At 57.5% G+C, this 25,111-nt stretch carries 17 protein-coding genes and 1 pseudogene; 9 read left to right on the top strand and 9 right to left on the bottom strand.

What is annotated here, in order from left to right; translation table 11 throughout:
- Positions 1–59: 59 nt before the first annotated feature.
- On the bottom strand, positions 60–926 hold the full coding sequence (locus HCH_RS12650; protein WP_148212557.1) for a substrate-binding periplasmic protein: 867 nt from the start codon (positions 924–926) through the stop codon (positions 60–62).
- Positions 927–1,148: 222 nt separating this feature from the next.
- Here HCH_RS12650 and zigA point away from each other — a divergent pair, with 222 nt between their 5' ends.
- A complete protein-coding gene (gene zigA, locus HCH_RS12645) occupies positions 1,149–2,366 on the top strand; it encodes a zinc metallochaperone GTPase ZigA (protein ID WP_011396647.1) in 1,218 nt (405 codons plus the stop codon).
- 136 nt (positions 2,367–2,502) lie between these two features.
- Here the strand turns inward: zigA and HCH_RS12640 are convergent, their stop codons facing one another.
- Positions 2,503–3,687 (bottom strand): aromatic amino acid transaminase, encoded by a 1,185-nt coding sequence (locus HCH_RS12640; protein WP_011396646.1) that lies wholly within the window; start codon positions 3,685–3,687, stop codon positions 2,503–2,505.
- Between the two features lie 72 nt (positions 3,688–3,759).
- Positions 3,760–4,719 (bottom strand): DMT family transporter, encoded by a 960-nt coding sequence (locus tag HCH_RS12635; protein ID WP_011396645.1) that lies wholly within the window; start codon positions 4,717–4,719, stop codon positions 3,760–3,762.
- Between the two features lie 138 nt (positions 4,720–4,857).
- Between HCH_RS12635 and HCH_RS12630 the strand changes: the two genes are divergently transcribed.
- Positions 4,858–5,325 carry an Lrp/AsnC family transcriptional regulator gene (locus tag HCH_RS12630; RefSeq protein ID WP_011396644.1) on the top strand — a complete coding sequence of 156 codons (468 nt, stop codon included), beginning with the start codon at positions 4,858–4,860 and terminating at the stop codon, positions 5,323–5,325.
- 317 nt (positions 5,326–5,642) lie between these two features.
- A complete protein-coding gene (locus tag HCH_RS32310; protein ID WP_011396643.1) occupies positions 5,643–7,361 on the top strand; it encodes a discoidin domain-containing protein in 1,719 nt (572 codons plus the stop codon).
- A gap of 61 nt (positions 7,362–7,422) precedes the next feature.
- Here the strand turns inward: HCH_RS32310 and thrS are convergent.
- Positions 7,423–8,673: pseudogene (gene thrS, locus HCH_RS12620) on the bottom strand (threonine--tRNA ligase); the annotation flags it as partial.
- Positions 8,674–8,973: 300 nt separating this feature from the next.
- On the opposite strand from thrS, the gene HCH_RS12610 reads away from it, so the two are divergent.
- Positions 8,974–10,494, top strand: a complete 1,521-nt coding sequence (locus HCH_RS12610) for a pyridoxal phosphate-dependent aminotransferase (RefSeq protein WP_011396640.1) — start codon at positions 8,974–8,976, stop codon at positions 10,492–10,494.
- Positions 10,495–10,497: 3 nt separating this feature from the next.
- Here HCH_RS12610 and HCH_RS12605 read toward each other — a convergent pair whose 3' ends face one another.
- From HCH_RS12605 to HCH_RS12585, 5 genes are all read right to left on the bottom strand, one after another.
- Complete coding sequence (locus tag HCH_RS12605; RefSeq protein ID WP_011396639.1) at positions 10,498–11,493, bottom strand: S41 family peptidase; 996 nt, start codon at positions 11,491–11,493, stop codon at positions 10,498–10,500.
- The gene (locus HCH_RS12600) at positions 11,490–12,041 is read right to left on the bottom strand and encodes a hypothetical protein (RefSeq protein WP_011396638.1); all 552 of its coding nucleotides are present in this window, start codon (positions 12,039–12,041) and stop codon (positions 11,490–11,492) included. Before HCH_RS12600 ends, HCH_RS12605 begins: the two co-directional genes overlap by 4 nt.
- 27 nt (positions 12,042–12,068) lie before the next feature.
- Positions 12,069–12,773, bottom strand: coding sequence for a glycine zipper domain-containing protein (locus tag HCH_RS32305; protein ID WP_011396637.1), 705 nt, complete (start codon positions 12,771–12,773; stop codon positions 12,069–12,071).
- A gap of 25 nt (positions 12,774–12,798) precedes the next feature.
- A complete protein-coding gene (locus HCH_RS12590) occupies positions 12,799–15,747 on the bottom strand; it encodes a protein kinase domain-containing protein (RefSeq protein WP_011396636.1) in 2,949 nt (982 codons plus the stop codon).
- A gap of 133 nt (positions 15,748–15,880) precedes the next feature.
- Positions 15,881–16,630: a PP2C family protein-serine/threonine phosphatase gene (locus HCH_RS12585; RefSeq protein ID WP_011396635.1), complete on the bottom strand. Its 750-nt coding sequence runs from the start codon at positions 16,628–16,630 to the stop codon at positions 15,881–15,883.
- A gap of 199 nt (positions 16,631–16,829) precedes the next feature.
- Between HCH_RS12585 and HCH_RS12580 the strand changes: the two genes are divergently transcribed.
- The 5 genes from HCH_RS12580 (at position 16,830) to HCH_RS12560 (ending at position 25,077) form a co-directional block, all read left to right on the top strand.
- Positions 16,830–17,963, top strand: coding sequence for an AAA family ATPase (locus tag HCH_RS12580; RefSeq protein WP_011396634.1), 1,134 nt, complete (start codon positions 16,830–16,832; stop codon positions 17,961–17,963).
- A complete protein-coding gene (locus HCH_RS32300) occupies positions 17,960–18,379 on the top strand; it encodes a hypothetical protein (RefSeq protein WP_011396633.1) in 420 nt (139 codons plus the stop codon). Before HCH_RS12580 ends, HCH_RS32300 begins: the two co-directional genes overlap by 4 nt.
- Entirely contained in the window at positions 18,369–20,240 is a 1,872-nt protein-coding gene (locus tag HCH_RS12570) for a hypothetical protein (protein WP_011396632.1), read from the top strand. The genes HCH_RS32300 and HCH_RS12570 overlap by 11 nt, the downstream gene beginning before the upstream one ends.
- Positions 20,237–22,942: a bpX6 domain-containing protein gene (locus HCH_RS12565; RefSeq protein WP_011396631.1), complete on the top strand. Its 2,706-nt coding sequence runs from the start codon at positions 20,237–20,239 to the stop codon at positions 22,940–22,942. The genes HCH_RS12570 and HCH_RS12565 overlap by 4 nt, the downstream gene beginning before the upstream one ends.
- Positions 22,943–23,055: 113 nt before the next feature.
- Entirely contained in the window at positions 23,056–25,077 is a 2,022-nt protein-coding gene (locus HCH_RS12560) for a diguanylate cyclase domain-containing protein (RefSeq protein WP_011396630.1), read from the top strand.
- Positions 25,078–25,111: the final 34 nt, after the last annotated feature.

The following is a 25,111-nucleotide window of genomic DNA, read 5'->3' as shown; positions in this document are numbered from 1 at the left end:
GCATCGCCGCCTGAAACGACAGACTCCGCGTCTCTGCGCGGAGTCGCCGCAACGCCGCTTTAGTTCTGTTCGACCTTCTCTAGCTGATCCAGATAAAACTCGTGCAGTACTTTATCCGAGCCAGGACGGGTGTATGGCTCCAGCCCGTAGCGGCTGAGAATGTACTTGTACTCGTCTGACTTCACAAAGGTCTGAATCGCGGTATTGACCACCTCCCGATCCTGAGGCGTGGTGGATTTTTTGCTGAGCAGAAAGTGTACGAAATCCTGATTCAACAGATGATCATGGATGGCTACCTTATCCGCTATCCCCAGCGCTTTCGCCATCACGCTTAAGCTGACCCGGTCTCCGGCGATTGCGTCAAGGCGGTTCAACACCAGTAAATCCAGCAGCCGTTCGTTGTCTTTCATCAGAATCAGGCGGTTGTTCTTCGCCAGCGAGGCGTGATCCAGCAGCTCGTACTCCGCCCCATAATAGGCGCCGATCACCGCGCCGAAGATCAGTTGATGATTATTCAGCAAATCATTCAGGGTAGAGGCGGGAAAGTAATTCTGCTGTTCCTTGCGGACGAATATCACCATGGTTTCATCCCGGTAGCTGACGGTGAAACGCCCATACATCTCCCTTTCCGGCGTAATGGAAGCGCCCGCCACCATGTCCACGCGCCCCTTCTCCAGCTCCAGCAACGCCCGCTTGGAGGGGATGCGCACGAACGTATATTCGCAGCCGGCGAGATCCAATATGGCTTTGACCAGTTCATAGTCCAAACCGGCAAGTTCTCCGTTTTCCTTCACGTACATATAAGGCTTCCAATTCGCCTGATTGATGACGAGCGACTTGGAGCAAGCGGAATGAGCAGGCGCAGCCAAAAACAGCAGGCTCAACATAAGCGCCGCAACGAGCTTGAAAACTTTCACAGGGGACATTGTTGAAGCTCCGACATAGCCATGGAGAGAAGGTGGGCTGGATTGCAGGAGAGGCGTTCCTCTCATAACGCCAGTCCTGCTGATAATTATAAAACACAAGCACAAATTTTGACCGACATTCTTGTTTCTCTTTGTGAGTTTTATCTTTGTTGACAAACTAGCCGTTTTGTTATGTTATAACATTTTAAAAAATACGCCATTCATTCTTCTAGGAGCCATACCATGCGTAAATTGCCTGTGACCGTGCTGTCGGGATTTCTCGGCGCAGGAAAAACCACCCTGCTCAACCATATTCTGCAAAACCGGGACGGCCTCAAAGTCGCGGTCATCGTTAACGACATGAGTGAAATCAACATTGACGCCAGCCAGGTCAATCGCGAAGTGAATCTGAATCGCGCGGAGGAGAAACTGGTGGAAATGAGCAATGGCTGTATCTGCTGCACTCTGCGTGAAGATTTGTTGCAGGAGGTTTCCCGCCTGGCCAGGGAAAACCGTTTCGATTACCTGGTCATCGAATCCACAGGCGTATCTGAACCTCTGCCGGTGGCCGAGACATTTACGTTTCGGGATGAGCATGGCGTGAGCCTGGCGGACATCGCCCGTCTGGACACTCTGGTTACGGTAGTGGATGGCGTCAATTTCATGCGTGACTATGAAAACGCCGAGACATTGCAGGAAGTCGGCGAGTCCCTGGGCGCCGAGGACGAACGCAATGTCGCCGAACTGCTGGTGGACCAGATCGAGTTCAGCGACGTGCTGGTAGTAAGCAAGCTTGACCTGATCAGTCAGGCGGAGCGGGAAGAGCTGTTTTCCGTACTGCGCAAGCTCAATCCCGAAGCGGATATCGTTCCCGCCTTGATGGGACAGACGCCGCTGTCTAAAGTTTTAAACACTGGCAGATTCGATTTCGAAAGAGCCGCCCGCGCGCCGGGCTGGCTGCAGGAACTGCGCGGCGAGCATACGCCGGAAACCGAAGAGTACGGTATCGGCAGCATCAGTTATCGGGCGCGCCGTCCTTTCCATCCCCAGCGCTTCCATCAGTTTTTGGAGCGGGAGTGGAATAATGGCCGCCTGTTGCGTTCCAAAGGATACTTCTGGCTCGCCAGTCGCCCTTATGAAGCAGGCGGCTGGTCTCAAGCCGGCGGCGTGATGCGCTACAGCTATGCAGGTCTGTTTTGGGCGGGCGCGCCGCAAGAGTACTGGCCACAGGATGAAGAGTCTCTGCGCCTGATTCGCAACAACTGGCTGGAGCCTTATGGCGATCGCCGCCAGGAACTGGTGTTTATCGGTCAGGGAATCGACTGGGACCGACTGCGCAGCGAACTCGATGCTTGTCTGCTGACGGATGAGGAACTGGCGCAAGGGGAAAAAGTCTGGGTGAACTACCCTGACCCGCTCCCGATCTGGCGTTCGTTTCAAGATGAAAGGGAATCGGCGTAGTGACAGGATCAGCCGATCAAAGGCGGCCTTAACTACGTTAGACCGGCAGGATGCCTTAAAGCCCCGCGCGCCCATCCACGCGGGGCTTTTTCAGGAAGTAACGCTAAGTTTTATGAAGTGACGCTAAGTCTGACTCTCAAGCGCCGACGGCGATAAAGGCTTTCACCACCGCGTCGATGTCGCTTTCTTTCAGCCCCGCCACATTCAAGCGACCACCGCCGACCAGATACACGCCATGTTCCTGGCGCAGCGTAGCGATCTGCTCATCGCTGAGACTGGTGACGGAGAACATGCCTTTATGGCGTTTGAAATAGTCGAACCGATCACTGCCGGTGGCGGCCTGGAATGCTGACGCCAACTGCTCACGCAGACGCTTGATGCGCGCGTTCATGTCCTGCAGTTCGGTCAGCCAGGTTTCCTTCAACTGCGGATTATTCAAAATCATGGCCACAATCGCCGCGCCGTGATCCGGCGGCATCGTGTAAGTGGAACGCGCCATCTCCAGAATGCGTCCCCGCGCCTTCATGGTTTCTTCCATGGTTTTGCCGATAACGATGGCCGCGCCGGTGCGCTCGCGATAGAGGCCGAAGTTTTTCGAGCAGGAGGTGGCGATAATCATCTCTTCCACGCTGTCCGCCAATATGCGCAAACCAGCGGCGTCTTCCATCAGGCCGTCGCCGAAGCCCTGATAGGCGATATCCACAAACGGCAGGAATCCTTTTGAGTTGGCCAGTTCCGCAATGCGTTTCCAGGCGTCCAGGGAAATATCCGCGCCGGTGGGGTTGTGACAGCAACCATGCAGCAGCAACACATCGCTTTCGCCCAGTTGCTCGACCTGGGCCAGCATAGCGGCTTCGTCCACCGCTTTGGTTTCGGCGATAAAGTACGGGTACTCTTTGACAGTCAGACCCGCCGCTTCCATCACCGGGCGGTGATTCACGTAACTGGGCGAGCTGATCCACACGGTGGCGTCCGGGCGCGCCTGTTTCAGCAGATCCGCCAGCATACGCAACGCGCCGCTGGCGCCTGGCGTCTGCACGCCCGCAGCGCGGCTGTGCAATTTGGTTCCCTGCAACAGCAGGTCGACCATCGCCTTGTTAAAGACTTCGTCCCCCGCCAGACCGACGTAGCTCTTCGATTGTTGCGTGTTCGCCAACACCAGTTGCGCTTCGCGCACGGCGGCCATGATCGGCGTTTGCCCCTCGCTGTTGCGGTATACGCCGATGCCCAGATCGATCTTGTTGGGTCGGGGGTCTTCCTTGAATGCAACGCTGATGGACAGGATCGGGTCCTGTTTGGGGGCGCTTAAACGCTCGAACATGTTTTTTACTCCATCTGACAGAGTGATTGACGTTGGAAATCCAGTGATTTTCGGCGCCGCCGCTTAGCCTGCTCAGGCTTTCTCCCGGTTCAGCAGGCCGCTGGCGCAAATGACGCCTGAGGTTACCAAGCCCAGTCCCAACAGGGAAGCAAATTCGACGCTTTCCTGTAACAAAACCGCGGCCAGCAACGTGGCGCAAACAGGGGTCATAGAGCCAATGGCGGAGGTAATTTCAGCGCCCAGTCGCGAGATCGCAAAGCTATACAGAAAGCCCGCTCCCAGCCCTACTCCAATGCCTTGCACCAGCATCTGCGCCGTTAACTCCATGACGGGCAAGCTGCTCCAGGCCAACTCCGGCTGGCTCCACAGCGCCCAGATCAACAGCAGCGCCGCATTCGGCGTCGTTACCACCGCCGCCGCCTCCAAGGGCTTCAAGCCGCTTTGACGTACGGAAATCGTAAATACCGCCCACATGGCGCTACAGAATAAGAACAGAACATGGCCGCGCCACAGGTCGCCGGAAGGATTGGATAAAGAGGAATAGAGAAAACAGGAGGCGCCCACCGCCACCGCCAGCAGCCCATAGCGGCGCCAGACAGACAGAGGCTCTTTGAAGATCAACACCGCCATACCGGTCACGAACAGCGGCGCAGCGCCCGGAATCAATGTGCTGCCGTCCGCCACCGGGGCCCAGCCCATGGCGGCGGCGCTCAACAGAAAGAACGGCAGCCCCGCCCCCAACATGACGCCCAGCAGATAAAGTTTGGGCGCCGCCAGAATGCGATGTCGGCGCTTGATCAACAAAGGCGTCAGGATAAGACCGGGAATACAGAAGCGGAATAAGGCGAGATCGAAAATGCCCAGGGGCGACAGCGCGCCAAACTTCAGGGACAGGAAATAACTGGACCAGATCAACACAGTAAGACAAGCGGCTCCATAACCCAGCAATTTTTGCTTCGAATCGGACAGTATCGGGGTGACTCGGGTCAGGGACGCTTCTGAGTGAGCGTTAATGGACGCACTGGCGGACATAGGGATGCCTCGTTAGTTGTTTTCCCCATTATCATTGAAATTAAGAGGCGAAAACTGGCAACTTTCACGGGCAGATAGCGCACATTTAGCTGATTCAGCTAATATATATTCATTTCTTAGCGTTTAGAGCCATTTTTCATGCAAAGAGCAAATCTTGACCGGATAGACCGACAGTTATTGGACCTGCTGCAACAGGACGCCCGCCTGACCACCGCGCAACTGGCGGATAAAGTCGGCCTGTCCGCCTCCCCTTGCGCCCGACGCGTGAGACACCTGGAGGAAAGCGGCCTGATACAAACCTATCGGGCGCAGTTAGACAGGATCAAATTGGGCCTGGGCGTCACCATCTTCGTGCATGTCCGTTTGAGCCGGCATACTGAGTCCGTAGTAGCCGATTTCGAAGAAAAGGTGCGCAACATGGACGAGGTGGTGAATTGCCATACCGTATCAGGCCCTTTCGACTATTTGCTGCAAGTGGTCAGCGCCGATCTGCCGGGTTACGAACGCTGGGTGCGCCGGCTGCAAAGCTTGCCCGCTGTCAACAACATCGACAGCAGTTTCGCCATTCGCTCGGTGAAAGAACATGGACCTCTGCCCATCGACTGAATTCAGGTCAGCGCCCTGATCCGCCGACTTGCATTTGGGAACACTTTGGGAGAGGACGATAGCCCTCCCAACTTCACCAAATCACATTAAGAAACAATCGTAATAGATTGTTTTAAAATATATTAAGCAAACAGATAAGGCTTATTCCAAACGAAGTATCACCTACTCCTTAGGCCATCCAGGGTATTGGAGCAGCCGTCATCTTTTTACACTCTTGTTGTTTCGCCGCAGTGCGCCATGATTTTCATTGATGACGGAACTCATCCGTACTGCCGCCTAAACCGCCCGGATATAAGAACAGCAGGAAGGAACTACCTATGAACACCTCCACCGTCCCCCCTATCCCGACGCCGCCCTGCGCCGTCGTTCGCAAACCGTGGCGCTCATCCGCCTCCGCCCTGGCGGCGTCCTTCGCCTTGACGGCTCTGGCCAGCGCCGTATCCATCGCCGAGGCCTCCGTCACGGTATCCGCGAACGGTCCCGGCGATACTTATGAACTCTTCTCCGAACAACTCGGCGCCGATCCTGAAACCCCGGACTGCGGCCATGCCGGCAGGCATATCGCAGAGGAGTGGAATGCCGAGCTGAACACCCACGTCTTCGCCTTTCTGGCTCATGTCGACGAAGACGACGATCGCTGCATCAACAGCGACCGTCAGCGCACAGAGGTGAAAACCGCTTCCTCTTCGCCTGACAATCTCAAAGGAACTCTAGGAGAAACACATACTTACAGATGGAATTTCAAGCTGGACTCAGGCTTTCAGCCGTCTAAAAGTTTCACTCACGTTCACCAGATCAAAGGGGACGGCGGCGGCATGCCGTTGATGACGCTCACGCCCCGCGCCGGCAGCCCCAATAAAATGGAGCTCATACATAACTCGGACAGCGTCAGTCTTGGCAAGGTTAAAACCGTGGACCTGGAGCCTTTTATGGGCGAATGGGTGGAGGTCATCGAAACCTCCCGCTTCGACGATCATGGAACATACAATATCCGCATCACGCGCCTGCGCGATGGTCTTGAGCTGATGTCCTGGAGTTCCAATGACATCGATATGTGGCTCAACGACAAACCTTTCGTCCGCCCCAAGTGGGGCATTTATCGCAGCCTCACCAACAAGTCCTCCCTGCGTGACGAGAAGGTGCTGTTTAACGACTTCTGCATCGCCGAGGGCGACGACCAATGCCCAGGGGATGGACCTGGCGACGGCGAGCCCGACGTCACCGCCATAGAAGCGGAGACCGCCGGGCTGCATGGCCAGACCAAAGTCCTGTCGAAATCCTTTATGTCCGGCGGTAAAGGCCTGGGCTACATCGGTAACGGCGACAACTGGGCGGAGTTCAATATCAACGCCAAAAGCGCCGATTACTATCCTATGACGCTGCACTTCACCTCCGGCGATACCCGGACTTTATATTGGAGCGTCAATCATGCAGGAGAGGATTCCGCCGCCCTGAATTCCGGCGGCTGGAGTAAGATCAAGACCTACGAGGACAGCCTGTTCCTCAACGCGGGGGACAATGTCATACGCTTCTATAACGCCAGCGCCTGGGCGCCGGATCTGGATAAAATTGAATTCGGCGCGCCCGCCGGGGGCGAACCGCCTACCGACGGCGGCGCGACAACCGCGATTAACCTCGCCCAGGGCAAGCCGGTTTCCTGCACCGATCAGGAAGACGGCAACGGCTGCAGCCGCGCCGTAGACGGCGATGTGGAAACACGTTGGTCAGCGAAGTATTTTCCACAGACGCTGACCGTGGACCTGGGTTCTGACGCGCGAATCGACGCGTTAGAACTGGTCGCCTACAAAGATCGCGCTTACCACTATGTCGTGGAAGTCAGCAACGCCGCGGCGGGGCCCTGGACGCAAATCGTGGACCGCAACGATAACGTCACGCCGGGAAGCATCGACGCGCCCAACCGCGATGAAGTCGATGCAGAGGGGCGCTATGTGCGCATCCGCGTCAACGACGCCAATGTCTATGAGGGCGACTGGACCAGTTTGCTGGAGTTCCGCGTATTCGGCGTCCCACAGTAGTCCAGAGTCCAGACGCTATACCTCAAAGTAATGGGACGGCGTGAGCCGTCTCATTCTCTCACTACTCTGCATACGCAGCCTCTATAGTGGACTCGCTTACAGAAACATCCCCACAGTCAGCGACTGACAGCGCCTCCCTCACTATTGCAACGAGCTCATCCCGAGACGCCAGCGCCTGCTCACCGCCACGTCGACGCACCACAATGGAGTCGTTCGCCATTTCCTGTGCGCCGGCGATCAGCACCAGAGGCGTTTTATAACGTCTCAGCACTTTCATTTTTTTCGCCAGAGAGTCATTGGCCAGATCCATCTCCACTGGAACGCCGTGACGCCTTAATAATTCGCCAACGCTTTCGCAATAGGCGACAGCGTCTTGCCCCACTGAGGCTAATACCACCGGCTGCGGATGCACCCAGGCCGGCAGGGCCGCCTGATAAGTCTCCAGCAGCACACCGATCCAGCGCTCAATGGAGCCATACACCGCCTGATGCAGAATCACCGGCCTGCGCCGCTCGCCTGCTGCGTCGATATAATGCAGATCAAAGCGCTCCGGCATATTGAAGTCCAGCTGGATAGTGCCCATCTGCCATTGACGCCCCTGCCCGTCTTTCAGCGCCAGCTCAATTTTGGGACCGTAGAATGCGCCCTCGCCTTCCTGCCGGACAAACTCCGCGCTGGCCGCCGCGCACGCTTCCGCCAGCATGAGTTCCGCCCGCTCCCAGTCTTCAGGCGCGCCGAAATAGTCCCGCTGCGGACGCGTGGATATGAACACTTGAGGGCGTCCATATCCGTAATCCGCATACACGCGCTCCGCTCTGCGCAAGAACGCCTGAATTTCCTGACTTACTTGATCCCAGCGACAGAAAACGTGAGCGTCATCCTGAGTGAATTGACGCAGACGCATCAAACCGTTCAACGCGCCGGAGCGTTCATTACGGTGCACCAAGCCAAATTCGAACAAACGCAATGGCAGAGACTTGTAACTGCGCACGCCCCGTTTATAGAGCAGAATATGCGCCGGACAGGACATGGGCTTTAGCGCGTACTCCGGCTCTTCGCCAAACCCGGCGCCGACGAACATGTCATCGGCGTATTTTTCCCAATGCCCGGAAGTTTCCCACAACTCCCTTTTCAGAAACTGCGGCGTGGCCACTTCCTGAAAGCTTTCGGCTTCATAAGCGGCGCGAATATGGTTTTTTACAGTACGGAACATGCGCCAGCCCCGGGGATGCCAGAACGCCATGCCTGGCCCCTGCGCTTCTGAATGAAATAAGTCGAGTTCTTCTGCGATATCGCGATGGTTTTTCATGTGTCGCCTCCTACGGCTTCGTTTTCAGTACAGATTCAGGCCCCGAAACGAAAACAAGAAGGCGAAAAAAAACCCTCCGGCTCTCGCTCGGAGGGTCCTTTTTCTTTAGACGCGCACTACCCTCCAAGCCAGTTGGTGGTGGTGCGGGTGGTCGAAAAAAGATTGATGTGGTTCATGGGGGAAAACATAACACTGAAATCAATGCAGCGGCAATTCCAATGAGGAATAATTTGACCGCCCAATGGACGCCCTGCGGCGAAAAACTAAACTTTACTATGCAGTTGTTAGAAATGGAGGTTCGATATGTCACGCACATTTGAGCGGCAAGACACCCCTTTCACGTCCGATCATTCTACTTCCGACCATTCCGAAATTCCCGCTCCCCCCTTACACACGCCGTTTATGCGCCGGCACATTCGCGCTGCGGCGGATCACCTGCGCAATGATTCCGTGCAATTACGGCAATGCTCTCCTGAGCAACAGCTGTATCACCGGTATCTTGACGCCGGAGAGCCTCACGGCCCGCCGCTGTACGCCGTGAAGGGAGAGCATTGGAACGGGGTCTGCCCGGCCTTCCTGGATTTTATTAATCAATTCACCTTCAGGCCGGAGGATATGGGCTATGCAGAGTGCGGTTACGGCATTCAACGGCACCGCGACTTTCTGCATCGCCTGATTGTCGCGGAGCATGATCTGCATTCGCTGCAACACGGCTTTGCGGGACGTATCGATGTAGGCTGTCTGGCGATGACGACACGCATGGCCATGTACGATCTGGCGAAAGTCGCGCATCGGCAATTCAAATCCCGCTGGCCCGAAGCGACGCCAGTAGCGCTGGTCCCCACTCCCAGCTGGGACTACAGGGGGATTTTCAAAGACGTGGGTTTTGAGGTGGTTTATCTGCCCATCCGGCCACAACATGGTTGGCTGCCTGATCTGTCAGAGTGGAAAGACATTATCAGCGACCTGCGCGGACGGCAAAGCCGACGCATCTCGCTCATCGTGAGCAACCCGCAACACAACCCTACCGGCATGCAGTGGCCGACAGATGTGACGGAACATCTGTTGCAAGTGTGCGCAGAGGAATCCGCTTACCTGCTGCTGGACGACGCCTACTTCAACGTACACGACCCCAGAACGCCTGTAGTGAATCACTTGAAGTCGCTACTGAAAGCTTTTGATTTCAAGGGAGGAGAAAATGCACTGGTCCGCTCCGGCATGTTCGAACGCTGGGTCGCCACCCGCCCCTTCGGCAAGCAATTCAGCTGCAACACCATGGGCGTGGCGGCGATCACCACCTCTCCTCTGCTACTGCGTCAGTTGGCCCGCGAATCCTGGATCAATCGCTATCACTGCAACACCCACAACGCGGAAGTCATGTGCGCCTGGTTGGCGACGCAAGACGCCGCCGATTGGACCGTAGAGACCGGGCTGCAGTACGCACGACAGAAAGAGCGCGTAAAACAGTATCTGACGACGCATTTGGGCTGGCCGCAAGATGAGGTCTGCATCGGTCCGTCCACCTCTTACATGATATTCGCCGTGCCGGAGGTCTACCAAAAGGAAGCCGACGGCATTGATCGTTTCCGCGACGACCTGTTCTACGCCACCGGCACGATGTTATGCGCGTCGCTATTCAATCAACAGGCCCCGGCTCCTTATGTGCGACTTCACCTGGGAAGTCATCCCGACATCATTGACGAATTCCTGCGACGTTGGCGAGCCGCCGGATTGCACTATCGGCAGAAACGCTCATTTGCAGGCCAGGACGCGCTGAAAACGCCCCTGCCTCAGCAACAATTTCGAACCCTGGCTGAAAACTGAGCGTCAGTCTTCCCGCTGCGGCAATTCCTTGAGCGCCGCAGCAGGAAGAAAACGTTGTGATGCAGGAATGATCTTGTTTACCGGGATTCCCGCGCCGCGACATTCAAAGTCCGGCGCGTAGGAGTAATAGTGGGTGGTCAAATGCAAACGGTTGCCGTCATCCAGCATGAATTCCTGCTGGGACCAGCATTTGCCATAGGAAGGCGCGCCGGCGACTGGAACCTCAAGATAGGCGGTCAGCGCTCCGGCCAGGACTTCGCATGCGCTGGCGGTCAATTCGCTTTGCAGAATAACGCCGGGAGCGGGAAGTCTGTTTCCGGTTTTTTGCGTGAAGTACTCGTACTCTTCGCCATTGGCGGCGATCAACTCCGCCACTTTGTTATCTTCAGGCAGCCAATCAGACAGGATGTCGATGGTCTCGTATAAATCGCCGCCCTGACAATAACGCAAGTCCAGAGTGAACCCGTCCGCCAGTCTGGCGCTGAGGCGATTGATCACCGCTCGGGTGGAGCGTGCGTCAATGCGAAACAGGGTTAGAGTTCTTTGCCCGGCGTCCAGGATCATATCCGGCGCGGTGATTGGCTCTACCCGCACTTGACGCGTCCAGCTCTCGGAGCTGTCGGGCCAGCGCCCTTCGACCGTGACAACTTTGCTGTCAGACCTGGCGGCGTCAGGGTTAAGCAAAAAAAAAGGTTGTTCAACGCCCGCCTGTTCCAGTCCGCCGCCAGGAAGCGGATACACCAGACGCTGGCGTCCGAGGGCGAATTCCACGCCGCCCAGTCCGCGTCGCGCCCGCTCCGGGGGAATCACCAGTCCATAGGGGTCCAGCAATGGCAGCAGCCGCGCCAGGTCTTTGCGCTCCTGTAATAAGAGCGCCTTAGCGGCGTCGCTTGCATACCAGTTTTCTTTGACGATAGTGTCGAGAGAAGCGGCCGCCGCAGAAGCGCAGGCGGCCGCTAACATCAGGCATGGAAGCGCAGTGCGTCTTCCCGGGATCATTGCAATTGAAGGTCCGCGCGTTCCTGCAGCAGCTGATATTCATCCAGCAGATTGTCGCGCTGTCTCTCCAACGCGCCCATGTCCTCCGCCGACATCACTTCGCTGCCGACTTCGGCGCGGCCAAGCTTCACCTTCAGGTTGTTCATGGCGTACTCCAGCTCGGCGACTTTGTCCTGCAGCTCCTGCTTGCTGGATTCCTGCGCGTTCACCTTTTGCTTGAGCGCGGACAGGTTGTTGGAAGCCTTGTCCAATTGCTTTCTCAGTTTGTTCAACTCTGCGCGCTGAATCTTAAGCGCCGCCGTGCGCTCGGCTTTGGTCATTTCAAGTTTACGGTTGCCGGCTTCGACTTCCGCCGTCTCCGCATTCACCTCGCCCAGCTCACGTTCCTTGCCGACCTTACGCGCTTCATAGTCGCCGCCGTAGACCCCGTACAGGCCTTCAAAGAAGCCGCCTTTGCGGGGATTGTTGTCCGTATTCGGCTGATGCGCGCATCCTCCCAACAGGAAGGACGCGGCGATCAGGCCGGCTGACAGAGTTCGCAAAGTCATACGCGCTTCTCCTTGTACGGCCTGAGATTAGATCAGGTTCTGCTGGATGGCCGCCAACTGCTCTTCCTGCACGCGCATGGAGCGGATAGCGTCAGTCAGGGCGACGATTTCTTTCTGCAGCGCGTCCTTTTCAGGAGTCGGGGCCGGGTTTTCCGCCAGCATGGCGTCGAACTTGGTCACCAGGTGCTGATGATAGTCTTCCAGCACTTCGATCTGGCCGGCGTTTTCTGCGGATACTTTTTGCAGACGCTCATTCTGCTTGGCGTACACCAGCTTTTTGTTCTGGTTGGACACTTTGGTCTTTTTGACTTGAGCGATTTCTTTTTCGATGGACTCGATTTCTTTCTGCAGGTTGTTTCTGGTGTCCAGCGCGTATTCACGCTGCGCCGTGGACTTGGCGATCATCACGTCCAGAGTGTCTTCCTGGGAGATGGCTTCTTCGCGCTTGTCCTGCACGTGGCTGCCTAACAGACCGCCCATCAGGCCGCCCGCCGCTGCGCCGACCAGTGCGCCGCGTCCGCGTTTGTCCTTATCCACCAGTGCGCCGGTCACTGCACCCAGAGTGGCGCCGACAACCGCGCCTTCGGTCACGGTTTGCGTGCGTTGATCTTTGGTGGATTGTGCGGATTGCTGATCGGCTTTCTGGTCCGCATTCTGCGGCTTGGCGTTTTGCTGCTGACAACCGGTAGTGGCCAGTGCGCCTGCGAGGATAAGGAGGCTTAATTTCTTCATCTTACTAATCCTTATAGCTAGTCGTTTAATTCAAGATTGCGTTTAATTGATCTTTCAGCTCGTCGTCTCCAGCCTCCGCAGCAGAAATGCATTGGCCGAGATGATCCAGCAGCAGGCGGGTAACAGGCTGATCGGATAGATTTGCGGTTGTCACTCCGTTGTCCTTTAAATGACGGGTAAACTTCTCTGCGCTCAGATTCTGATCGCACGCGTTCGCCAAAGCTGTTTTGTATTCCCCTAAACTCTGCGCCGCCTGATCCTGCGCAACATTGAGCTGCGCACGCGTCTTCTGAACATCCTGCTCGTAACGGCTACCAAAACGCTCGCGTAAATCTTCGTTCACTTTGAGGCGTTTTTGCAGAGTGAATGTATTGCTTTCGGCCTTCACCCAACTACTGTAATGCTGGTAAAGGAACAGACTGTGGCTGGGACCGAGGTCCTGCGTTACTGTTCCGTTGGCGGGCGCCGGGCCGCCAAGGCCGGTTATTGTAGCGATTGGAGAAGGAATTAGCACTATTACAGCTAAAATTCCTCCCGCCGAAGCTAACCCGGCCACTCTCGCCAGACGTTGCCCCATGCGCCCGTCCGGCGCTTTGGCGAACACCTGTCGAATGCCGATGCCCGCCACGAAGCCGCCCAACGCCAAGGTAATAAGATACTGCATTGGTCCGGCAAGATTTGTCCCCAAACGCTTGATGGAGGACAACATATCCCCCACCGACGAGAGATCCACGGGCGATCCTTCCACCAACGCCAAGCCGCACACCAGTGCGCTCAGACTCAGTCCGTGCAGCAAAAGATATTTCGGGCGGAACGGAATGCAGCCCACCAATACGCTGAACATCAGGCCGAACACCAGCCCTTTTTCCGCCTGCAGGTAGGAGACGTGGTTGCGCAAGGTGAACAGGATAAAGCCTGTGGACATGGCGGCCCACAGCGAGCCGAAAATAATTCGTTCAATTAAAGCGCGCTTATAACGCCGTTTCTCTTCCCGCTCGTCCGCCAGCTGCGCTTCCGCCATGGGCAGCAGATCGAGAATAAATCTGGCCTCGGCGATGCTGGTCGGCTCCGCTCGATAAATGCGTCCGAACCATTTGACCTGGGAGGCTTCGCGGAAACGCTCAACAGGAATCTGCGCGATCAGCTCAGCGGGAGACTGGTGTTTAAGAATCGCTTCCAGCACATGGGCCATAAAGGCCATGCCCGGCATCTTTTCGAACGCGCCGGGCTGGGTGAACGATCCCATTTCGGCGAATTTAAGCGGGATATTCAGTAGTGGATTGGCTTCCACCCTCGGCATCAGCGTTTCGGTTCCGCTTTGCTGACGCAGTCCCTTCAGAGAGGTCAGATAGGCGATAACCTCACGCTGCCAGTTGTGGGCGTACTGGCGCAGGGTAACATCACGTTGCGTCTTGCCTGCCTGCTCCAATAAATTGTGGCGATAGACCCCGGTCAGAGTTTCCAGATTGCTGCGGGTCAGGTTCTTGGCGCCCTGGCCGAGAAACGCCTGCAGCCCCTCCCGGGTCAACTCCAGTTCCTTAAACTTGGCTTTGAGGTTGGGATTCAGATAACTGATGAACTTGAACAAACGCAGGTTGGGATCGCTGCTTTCCTGAGCAAAGTGACGCACCCGTTGCGCCGCCTCCAGGTTGTCCTGTGAGGAAAACCAGTTCTCCAGCTGCTTGGCCAGCACCTTGTCCACCAGGGGATTGACGTCCCACTCCGATTGCAGCGCCTTGCCGACCTCCTCCAGGGTCATGCAGTCGTGCAACCCTATGCGGAAGGCCCCTTCCGGCACTTTGCCGCGCGCGGACACCCTGCGCGCTTTCACTGGCTCCAGATCCCGATAAACGGGAATATCATTATCACCGGCCAGCCAGCGGGCGATCTGCTCCGTCCCCCAGCGCAGCTCGTTGTTGCGGGTCAACAGGCCTGCGCACAACAAGCGCCAGCGCACGTCAGCGACGCCGCTCACATCGATGTCATGCAGAATCTTATGGTCCACCACAGTTTCGTGGTCGATCTGCTCGAAAACGCCCTTGCCGCGCAGACACTCCATAATGATCATACCCACGGACCACCAGTCCAACGCCGCGGATTTGAGGCCTGTGCTGGCCTCCGGCGCCGCATAGCGTTCGGTGCGGGAGATCGAGGTGCGGTTGCTTTCGGTATTCATCAGGGAGGAAATACCGAAGTCCACCAGACAGATATCCAACGGCGAAGTGCTGCGCAACAGGATATTGTCCGGCTTTAAGTCCCGGTGCACGATGGCGTGATCATGCAGACGGCTCAGTGCGTCATGCAATTGCGCCAGCAGCTTGTGCACCATGGTCAGCGACATGGGGCCGCTAAGGGATTTCAGGTAGGTTTTTAAGGTTCCCGCCTGCACGTACTCCATCACTTCGAAGAAGCGATGAGTACTCATACAAAACTGAGCTTCTATCAGGTTAACAATATGATGCTTGCCCTGATTCCCCAGCAGATAGCGCACTACTTCATCTTTAGGGCGCATATTCGGGTTATACAGTTTGAGAATGCAGTCTTCGCCCGTATCGTGACGGGTGACGATGCCGACGGTGGCCTCCGCGCCGATGGTGGTCAGCCACTCAACCAAGTCATAGTTTTGCAGAATGGCGGGGGGAATCACGCCCCAGGTAGAGGCTTTACCGGTAGCGGTATTATCGGTGCGCCGAGAGGTGCTGGGTGAAGATACAGCCGTGGCGGGCTGCGGCACCACTTTGGTTTGCGGCGCCGGTTGCTGCTGTGGTTCAGTACGCTCCTGGGGCTCAGTACGCAGTTGCGGTTCGGTGGGTTCATCCCCCTCCGGGGCGCCTTCCTCGGGAGGCGACGCCTGCGCAAGTTGCGTCGGCTCCATCCCCGGCGCTATTTCAGTAGGTTCACAGACCTGTTGCGGTTGAGTGGGATCCACCACTTCGTCCAAGCTATCCTGTGAAGGGCGAGAATCCTCAGTCACTGCACCACTCCGTCAGACCTCTGAGTAAAACGTACATCAACGGCCGCAACAACGATGCAGCCGCATGAACACCAAAATAGAGTCCCGACCATAACGTCTCAACGTCATTCGGGACCCGTCATCCACACCAGACTCAATCATCCAGTCTTTCTATAAGAATAAACGAAAAATTGTCATGCGCTCCGCCCGCTCTGATTCGAGCGCTCAACCATTCGCCGACCTGCTCCGTGGCGCCGGACATCATGTTAGCCTCGAATTCAGAGGCGGAAACGATATCCGTCACCCCATCGGTGCAGATCAGCAATCTGTCGGTGACGCCGAATCGAATCGGGCGGTAGTGGGCGTAGGGAGCATTATTGATTGGCTCTACTCCCAGGGCGGCGATCAGTTTGTGACCGTCCAGCCCGGTTAGTTCTGGTGGGTCATCATCGTCATATCCGAACACATCGTCAATACTGACCTGACGTAAGTACCCGAATTGCCAGTGATAAATGCGCGAGTCGCCAATGTTGAACGCATGCAGCGCGCCCTCTTGCTCGTAGACGCCGGCGAGGGTGGCGCCCAGCCCGTGGGTCTCGGGGCGATTATGCATCAACTCCGCCAGACGGGACTGGCAACGGTCCAGCACGCTTTGCAGATCCGGCGCGACGCTAAGATTGCACGCCGCCAGTGTGGAGCACAGCGTATAGCTGGCCAGTGCGCCGCAGGCGTGACCGCCAAGGCCGTCGGAAACGGCCCAGCTTTCCGATCCTGCGGTTTCAAAATACCGGGTGACGGGCTCCGGCATGGATTGGTTAATCACCTGACCACAGATCAACACAGTGTCTTCATTGTGCTCTCGCTGCAATCCGGTATTGGTTTGAAAAGTTACCTTTAATTTCACTCTTTGCGATCCCTGACTTTACTATCGAACCCTAATGCGCCCTGTCATATTATCGTTTGACTTCATCGACGCGCCGACTATCATTCAGTAGCGGGCCGCAACGCGTCATTTTGTTACAAATCCTCGTTGTCACAACGAGTTGCGCGGCCACCCCGTTATTCTTCAGAAGCCCCCTCACATTGGCAAGCAACTTATTACTATGGAAGTATCAAACGCCCTCTCGGCAGTGCGCCAAGCCGTAAAAGAAGCCACCCAAGGGCTGGTTGAGCGCGAAACGATCGTCGACCTCATTCTGCTTTCCGCCGTCGCGCGGGAGCACCTGCTGATCATCGGACCTCCCGGCACCGCGAAAAGCGCCGCAGTCAGGCGAATCGCGCAGGCGCTGGGAGGACGGTACTTTGAATACCTGCTGGGACGCTTCACTGAACCCAGCGAAATTTTCGGGCCCGTGGATATCCGCAAGCTGTCCGAAGGGGTGGTGGAAACCGCCACCGACGGTATGTTGCCAGAGGCGGAAATCGCCTTTCTGGACGAGGTCTTCCTCGGATCGACGGCAATTCTAAACACCTTGCTTGGGGTTCTCAATGAAAGGCGTTTTAAACGCGGACATACGCAAATCGATTGTCCGTTGCGTATTTGCGTCGCCGCCTCCAACCACCTGCCTGAAGACGAAACCCTCGCCGCCTTCGCTGACCGTTTCCTGGTGCACTGCTTCGTGGAGCCGGTAGCGGACGCGCAGCTGGAAGAGCTGTTACGCCAGGGCTGGTGGGCGGCGACTCATCCTCCCATCAAGAGCTGCGAGATCAAGCTATTGGATACCCTGGCGGATCAGGCGCGACAGGCGGACATGTCGCGGGTCCAGCCCATGCTGGCGAAGTGCGTGCGTCTGCTGCGCAAGGAAGGCATTCAACTGTCCGACCGCAGAGTGGTGAAAGCGCAAGGCCTGATCAGCGCCGCCGCGACCTTGGCGGGTCGCAACCAGCCCACTGAGGCGGACCTGTGGCCGCTGCTGTACGCCGTCCCCACCCGGGAGAATCAGGAAAGCGCCCGTGAGATTCTGAGTGACGCATTGCGCCATTGTGAAAATGACGCGCTATCCGCCGCTGCGGAAGCCGCCGCCAACAGTCCCGCCTCCCGCGCCGCGCGACTGGCTGAGTCAGCGGAGACGCTGTTACAGGAAGCGCCCTCCGATGAACGCCGCAGCCGTTTGGAAGCGCTGGGCAGGGAAATCGACGCGGGGTTTGCGCCAGACGCCCTGCCTGACCGCCTCATCGCCCTGCGCCAGCGCCTGCAGGACGCATTGACGCAGCATGAGGCGCCGCAAGCGGAATGATCGAGATCGAATGGGTTCGCTGTGAGCGGCCGACGCAACCCGGCGGACTGCTCGCGCGCGAAGAACACAAAGTCGACTGTCTGCGCAGCCTCCTGCAATTGCAGCCGGATCGCCAGACCGCGCTGCTTGGCGTCGCCGCTGCGTCCTGCATCGTCATCCTGGGCCGGGAGCAAGATCTCCCCTGGATTCCCGGCGTTATTTATCTGGGGCGCGCGGCATCCAGTCCGCATCTGTGGTGGCCGACTTATTTACAACCGACGACGCCGCCAGACCTGTTGCAACACGCCGTGCATCGTCACGCCGGTTCCGGCGATTTCGCCATCGACCCGGAGCGGCAAACCTTGATTCCCCTGCGGGAGGCCCTGCCTCTGGACCCGCATACTATTCAGGACATACTGAAACGTCATGCAGCTTAATAAAGGCGCCGAAAAATGGTCCGTTCTGTTGCAGTTGTTTCAGGATGACCTGGGAGATTATCTGAACGCAGCGCAGCAAAAACTGGCGACGCTGTTTGGCCCGGCGCGACTCAGCGCGCTGTCAGGCGAGCGCGAACCGGACGGCTACGCAGGCGTATCAAGAGAAGCGGACTATCAACGCTTACTGCTTAGCGAGTGGACGGTCGCCAAACGTTTCCCGCAGGAATTCATGCGCAGAGCGGCCATGGGCGAACACCTGTTTTTGGCGCAGGCGCAGAAAACGTCACGCAACGATCAAAGCGCCATCCTGCTTTTTGACAGCGGCCCCATGCAGTTAGGCGCGCCCCGACTCGCGCATCTGGCGCTGTTTATCCTGTTCCTGCGTCGCACGGCTCAGCAAAAGCGCATACTGCGCTGGGGCGTGTTGCAGGACGACAGTTTGCAACTGAGCGAGCAGGCGGACGAAGGCGCCGTCATGAAAATGCTGCGCTCTCGCCACTCGCAGCCGGCAACCACAGCACATATGTCCGCCTGGAAACGACGCTTGCAGGAACTGGAGTATTCAGAGTTGTGGCTGGTAGGCGGCCATACCCCAGACACCGCCCCCCTTCCCCATTCCCGCTCCATTCTGATCGAGGAAAGCGTGGCGATCGGCTCCGCGCCGGCGCTGCGAGTCAGCCTGCCGCCAGCGCGTTCCCATTCAGAGAAGCCGTCAGGCGGCCCGTCCACCTCCGCTAAAACGCTCACCCTCGCCCTGCCGGAGCAGGACATCGGTCTGCGTCTGCTGCGCAACCCATTCAGCCGGAACAAAGCGACGCCCACATCGACTCAGCAAGAAGCTATCACCGGGTTCGCGGCGTTCAGCCAGAACGGCCGCAAGCTGGCGTTCTTCCAGGGCCCCAATAGAATTGTCGCCATGTCCATTCCAGGCTCCTCCCGCGAAAACCCGGGAGGGGTGAAAACGCTGGCTTGGCCAAAGAGCCAGCAGTTGCTGGCTTTGTCTCTCAGCAAAAAACGTCTCAGCGCAATTCTCGTCTCGGGACAAAAGACCTATCTCCACCGTTTTCCAGGCTGCCAGGAAACCCTGGCCCGTCCTGGCGCCAACCCTCGCTCCCCCCAGCCGCCAGGGACGCCGCCAAACCCCTTGTTTTTCACGCCTACCGCCAAGGAGCAGCGCCAACTTTGGGTGAAAGACGCCAGAGGAAGGTTGCTGTATATGAACTGGAACGCTGAAGACGCGGAGTTTGAGAGTAAAGACGGAGACGTTCTACATCTCGGCGCTTATGGCAAACGCTTGTTCCGAGCAGTCTGGCGCAAGCCGAACTTGATCGTCTATGGCTCCATGAGTGGCGATAGCGCGCCCCTGAAAGAGAAGCAGTTTCCTACTGAGCTGCAAACAGAGCCCAGTGTTTTCTTCCATACCGGATCTCATGGTTCTGTACAGGGCGTGCCCGCCATGGCGTATCAATATGCTGAGAATACCTGGAAGATCTCGGCCGCCTCGGTGAACGAAACCATTGACATCGCCGCGACGGATGGGACCGTGGTCGGTATCGTCTCATTCGCGCCAGCAGCGGAAGAGCTGGGAGGGTATGTGCGTCAGTCAAGACCCAGTCTGATTGTGCTGGAGCCCTGCGCGACAAAAGTCACCGCCCGTCAGGATTCCCATGCTTTTCTGGTAATGAAAAATACGCGCAGGATGTCGCATATGATGATCAATCCGCACCTGCCCTATCTGCACTACATCGAAGAAAATGGGGATTACGTCGTCTACGCCATCCTGAAGCAGGAAGAGCTGCTGCGCCTGCCGATCCAAGGCGTATCCGAGACCGTTTCCGCTCCGGTCGGAGAACGTCCATGAAAGCCAAAAAACTGTTACATCAAGGCGTTCTGGATTGCCAGGGACTCTTGCTGGAGCCGGGGAGCGGTAACGCGAATCTCGACGGACTGAAGCGTCAAATTCTGGAAAACTGGATTCCAGGCGCGTTTTTATATGAGCTGGACGGATGCTGGGCGCTGGTCTGGCCGCAGCCGCGAGAGCTGAACTGCCAGCAGATCAGCGCTTACGCACTGGTGCGCTATGGCGATACGTTGTCGACCACGCCCTTGCAGGAAGGCCAGTTTACTGCAAATGCGCCTTTACAGTGGCTGCTGCGCCAGCACGCCGGAGACCTGGCGCGGCTATCCTTACACAAGGAGAAACTGCGCGCCCCGTCCGAGTTTATCGCCATCAACCGCTACCGGGTCTTGACGGTGGAGCCGCTGGGGGAAATCAACCCGCCGGAAGTGGCCATCCAACATGTCGACAGTAATGTCCGTCAGGTATTCAAAGGGGCCGGTTTGCAAGCATCGCAAGCGCAACAGGAAACCCTTGAGGCGCTGAAGCAGAGTCAGTCAGGCGCCAGCAGCGGCCCTACGCTTTCCGGTCTGGTTCGGGCTGCGCTATCCGGTTTATTCGGACAATCGGGAGGTAACCGCCCTGCAACCGCGTCAGGTCCGTCCCGTCCCTCAGGCTCGCCCTGGTCGAGAATGCGCGATGCAGTGTCGATGTATCTCATGACTACGCGCATGGGCGCCTTCCTGGGCAGGAAACAGGCTCAGCATCTGCACAAGATGATGGAGCTGTTTGAGCAGGGGTTGCTGGAAGAGGCGCTGAAAAACGCCATTCCCCTGCAGGATATAAGAGACGCTTTTGAGCGCGGCCCCGGCCGCCCGGCCTTTGGCGCGCCCGACTCTCGCCAGAGTCTATCCCTGAGCACTCAAAGGCAAAACAGCGGCGGCTCCGTGTACGTGCAGGATGAGTCCATGTCGCTGCTGGAGCGGACGTATGAGCAGGCGTTCAAACGGCTGGACGCCGCCGGAAAAGTCGAAGAAGCCGCCTTCGTGCTGGCGGATCTATTGCGCAAATACGAGAGAGCGGTGGACTATCTGGAAAAGCACGGCCGCTTCAAACTGGCGGCTGAGCTGGCGGAAGGACAGCAACTTTTCCCCGCCCGAGTCGTGCGACAATGGCTCCTGGCTGGTGATATAGAGCGCGCCATTGCTATCGTCAGACAGACTGGCTGCCACAAAAACGTCCTTGATCTGCTGCAACGACACGCCCCGGAAGAAGCCGACCGCATGCGCTGGGAATTCGCCAGCCTACAAGCGGCGGAAGGCGACTTTCATGCAGCGGTGACGCTTGCCTGGCCGCTGGAGGATAAGCGCGCCGAAGTGATCGACTGGATCAGCAAAGCGGTTTCCGAAGGCGGCGACAACGCCGCCAAATTGTTGGTCTACTATCTGAAGAGCGGACATCCCGCCAATGCGCAAACCTATCTAACGGAAGTGCTGCGCATACTGTCGACGGATCAAGCTGAATACGTCAATGTTCGCTACACGCTCATTCAGGAGCTGAGCACGAGCAGCGGCGCAGACGCCAAGCAGGAGGCGGTGCGTCTGGCGGCGAGAACGGCGGTGCGCGCCCTGCTCAACGAGCTAAGCGCCGGACACGCGCAGTATGATAAACGTTTGCTGCAGCGACTCCTTGGCGTGGCGGCTGATCCATTATTGAGTCATGAAATAACCGCCCTCAGTCTGGGCGCTGCTGGTCGCAGCCAAGGTGAAGCGCTATATACCCGCGTCCAGCCTCTGGAATACGGCCTCACCAAAGGCGCCGGCGCCGCCATCCTGGATATCTGCCCGCTGCACAATGGCGGTTTCCTTATCGCTCGGGGCGATGCGGGTCTGTTCATGCATAACGCCCTGGGCCAATGCATTCACAGCTGGTCTGTCGGCGCCCGCGCGCTGGTGGGTTCGGATCACGGTAATCGCGCCCTGGTGCTGGACCGCAACGAAAGCTTTATCAAAGCGCAATATTTTGATCTCGCCGGACGCAGCGTGCGCCGCTGGCTGGAGCTTAAAGCCGACCGCATCGCCGACAGCTTCGACGGCGGGCAATGGATCGCCGCAGAAGGCGTCAGTCTGTGGTCGCTGGATGTACTGAACCCACAGAGAACCGCTTTGTGGAGCATCTCCGACTTGCCTGGCCAGGTCGTCGCCCTCAATCGGACACCCCGAAGCCTGACATTACTGGTGCAAAGCTCCGAAGACGCCTTCGAATTATGGCGCTATCGGTTGCCGCATTTTTTCCTGCGCGCCCGCGACCCAATCAGCAAAACGATGATTCGCCAGTGTCGCCCCCTGGCGATGGGGTCGGATGGCGTCATCGCCGGCATCTTCAAAGATCCTCGCGACACCGGCGTGGAGTATTTGTCGCTGATTGAGGGCGATCATCGCGGAGACCCCCTCGCGCTGCCGCCAACGGACAAAATCGCGCATGTTCTGCTGGAGGACGACTGGCTGGCGGTGGCAACCCAGAGTCCCGGCGGCGGCCGCAAGTTTAGGCTGTATGCAAGACAGGGGCGGCTTATCCGCCAGCTCTGTCTGTCCATCAATGTGGAAGGCTTTGCGCCGGTGCGCGCCAAGTTCTTTCCCGGACGACTCGCGCTGTATAGCGACGACGGCAAAGTCATGGTGATAGAGCTTGCCGAGGGTCGTCTGGTCGCGGATTGGAGTCTTTAGACCCACACAGGCGGGAGAAAATATATTTTCTTCCGCCATCGCTTACCTCTTGCAGTTTTGGGTCCGCTCATCTACACCTAAAGAACCCTCCCCTTGTGGCCGGGACGTCCGCAATGAACTTAAGGTTAAGGACCCTGCTTTCTCTCAGCTTCGCCGGTGTGGTCATCGCGACGACCGCCGTGGTGAGCGCTATTGTCGATTACGAAGCCTCCCTCCGCCTTCAGAAAGAACTGGATCGCCAGTTCATCGGCGCAGCGTCGCAATTGGCCGAAGATCTCGATCGGGGCATCTACGCAAGATTGCGGGACATCATCAACGTCTCCAGCCTTCCCACCATCCGCTATTTGCGTGATGGCCAGGAGGAGGAGCGCCGTAATATCCTGGAAGCGCTGAAGAAAACCCAGGAATATTACGCCTGGATCGGCTTCACTGATGAGAACGGTCTTGTGCTGCAAGCCACCGGCGGTTTGATGGAGGGAATGAATGTCTCAGACCAGACTTGGTGGCTCAACGGCAAAGCTGGCCCTTATGTGGGCGATATTCGCAGCCTGCGCCAGGATGGCGTCGATAGTCCCGGCTTTACCACAAAGCTTTCAAATTTCATTGAGATGGCCACCCCTGTCCGTAACTCGCAAGGTCTTGTTATCGGGATACTGGGCGCTTATGTGAGTTGGGACTGGGCGTCGGAGCTGGCGGCGAATGTTCTGCGCCACCAAAGTCAAAAGCTCGAGTTCTTGGTGCTATCCCAACAGCACCGCGTTATTCTGGGGCCCGACGCCCTGCTCGCCATGGACATCTATTTGCCGGATTCGCTCAAGGCCAATGCGATAGGCCTGACCCAATGGCCAGACGGCGAGCGCTACCTGACGGGATTCGCCGACACCAAAGGCTTCCGCAGCTATAAAGGCTTGGGTTGGACTGTCGTGGCGCGCCAACAGGCTGAAACAGCGCTGGCGCCGGTTCGTCAGTTGCGAACCGCTATCTGGCGCTGGGGAGCATTTATCGCCGCCGTATTCGCTCTGTTGGGATGGGGTATTGCTAAGCAAATTTCCCGGCCATTGAAGTCTCTCGCCGCCGCAGCGCGGGAAATCAAAGACGGCGCCCGTCTGGTCGCCTTTCGCATGAGACAGTCCGCGCCTCAGGAAATCCATCTCCTGAGCGACGCGCTGGGCGACATGATGCGGCAATTGGAGTCCAGGGAGACCGCGTTACAACGTCAATATGCGGAATTGGATATGCTTTATGAAGGCGCTCCTATCGGCATCGTCATTGTCGACCAGAACATGCGCTGCTTGCGCATGAATGGGAGACTGGCCGAGTGGAGCGGACTACAAAACAGTGTAGTGAATGGGCGCATGATCACTGAACTGCCTTCTGAACTTCTGACGCAATTTGAAACGCCGCTTTCACAAACGCTGTTGTCAGGAACGCCTTCCTACAATGCAGAAGCCGTCATAGAGGACACGTCGAATGAACTGGAAAGACACTTTCTGGCCGCCTGCCTGCCGCTCTTCGAGGACGGGCAAAGCGGCCCTGTCGGCGCGGCGCTGCTCATTTCCGAGATGACCGCGCAACGTCAGGCGGAATACTTCGCCACTCACGACTCCCTTACCGGGCTCGCCAACCGACGCTTTCTGACCGCCTACCTGTTTCAAGAGCTGGCCATGGCCCGCCGCCGCAAACGCAAGCTGGCGCTGCTGTATCTGGACATGGACCGCTTCAAAGCCGTTAACGACACTTATGGCCACGACGCGGGAGACGCCCTGCTGCGGGAAGTCGCATTTCGCCTGAAAAACGTTTGCCGTGAGTCCGATCTGATTTCACGCCTGGGCGGAGACGAATTCGTCATCGTCGCCCTTGACCACAAGAACCTCAACAACTCCGCCCGCCTCGCCAAAAGCGTCGTCATCAGCCTGTCGCGGCCGTACATACTGGGCGGCGCCCACATTCATACCTCCCCCAGCATCGGCATCGCCGTTTACCCAGACGACGCCGACGACGAAACCACCCTCCTCCGCTACGCCGACGAAGCCATGTACGAAGCCAAAAAATCCGGCCCCGGCCAATATCGCTACTACTCGCTGATCAAGCCAGGATTGCTGGAGGCTAAGGGTGGGTCGGATTCTGTGGCTTGAGGAAGTGTGCGTTCCGAGTGTTAATGGTATTGCC

Origin of the sequence: Hahella chejuensis KCTC 2396, from assembly GCF_000012985.1 — a bacterium.
Lineage (GTDB): Bacteria > Pseudomonadota > Gammaproteobacteria > Pseudomonadales > Oleiphilaceae > Hahella > Hahella chejuensis.
This window is presented reverse-complemented; position numbering and strand designations above follow the sequence as displayed.